Origin of the sequence: Asticcacaulis biprosthecium C19 (assembly GCF_000204015.1) — a bacterium.
GTDB classification, from domain to species: Bacteria; Pseudomonadota; Alphaproteobacteria; order Caulobacterales; family Caulobacteraceae; genus Asticcacaulis; species Asticcacaulis biprosthecius.
This window is the reverse complement of record NZ_GL883077.1, coordinates 1360527-1361630: the sequence shown is the minus strand read 5'-3', so window position 1 is coordinate 1361630 and position 1104 is coordinate 1360527. Positions and strand designations below refer to the sequence as shown.

Below are 1104 nucleotides of genomic sequence, written 5' to 3'. Positions count from 1 at the left end.
CATCGGCCACCGGGGTGACGGTCAGGCTGCGGGTGGCGGTGACTTCGGTCGTGCCGTCCGACACCTTGTAGGTGACGGTGATGGTGCCGTTGTAGTTGGCGTCCGGCGTGATGGTGAAGCCGCCATGGCCGTCGCGCTCGACGGTGCCGTGGTTGACCGAGATTTCCGACACGACCAGGTCCGGCAGGGTGTTGTCTTCGTCGCGTTCGAAGTCGATGTCGGTCCAGCCGGTCAGCAGGTCGGAGTCCAGACCGTCGAAGTCTGTATCTTCGTTGAACGAGCCGAGCGAGCCCGGGCTGGTCGGAGCGTCAGGCGCGTCGTTGACGTTCTCGATGTTGATCTTGAGCTCGGAGAGGACCTCGGTGGTGCCGTCGAACAGGGTGAAGTTGATGGTCACTTCACCGTAGTAGTCGTTGGGCGGATTGTAGCGATAGGTGCCATTGCCGTTGAGCGTGATGGTGCCTTCGGAAGCGAAGACATCGGAGATCGTGACCTCGGCGTCGTCGGGGTTGTAGATGCCGGTGAGGAAGTCTTCGACGCTCAGGTTGATGACCGTGTCTTCCAGCATGTCCAACGGCTCGGCATCCGGCAGGATGGACGGCGCGTCATAGGTGTTGGTGACCTCGACCGTGATCTCGCCCTGCGTCGTGGTGACGCCGTCGCTCACCGTATAGGTGATGGTGGCAGTGCCGTAGAAGTCATCGGCCGGCGTGAAGGTCAATTCGGTACCGTCGATGGTGATCGTGCCTTGTTCGCTTTCGGCTTCGGTCACTTCCAGGGTCGTGCTGGGGTCGATGTCGTCGATATGGCTGGCGACGTCGATGACGATCGCCTCTTCTTCGTCGGTCGTTCCGCCGTCGAAGTCATCAGCCGTCGGCGCGTCGTTGGTGTTGGCGATAAGGACCGTCAGGGTGCCGGTATCCGTTTCGCCGTCCTCGTCCTCGACCGTGTAGGTGATGGTGGTCGTGCCCTGGAAGTCGTCGTCCGGGGTGAAGGTGATTTCGGTCCCATCGATGGTGATGGTGCCGTCTGCGCTTTCGGCGGTGATGGTCAGTTCGCCATCAGGGTTGTCGACGTCGCTGATCAGGTCAGCGATGTCGATCA

The 1104-nt window shown here is 61.4% G+C and carries 1 protein-coding gene; it reads right to left on the bottom strand.

Going from position 1 to position 1104, the window contains the following annotated elements:
• On the bottom strand, positions 1-1104 hold a 1104-nt coding region (locus ABI_RS25570; RefSeq protein ID WP_040308652.1), incomplete at both ends, for a cadherin-like domain-containing protein.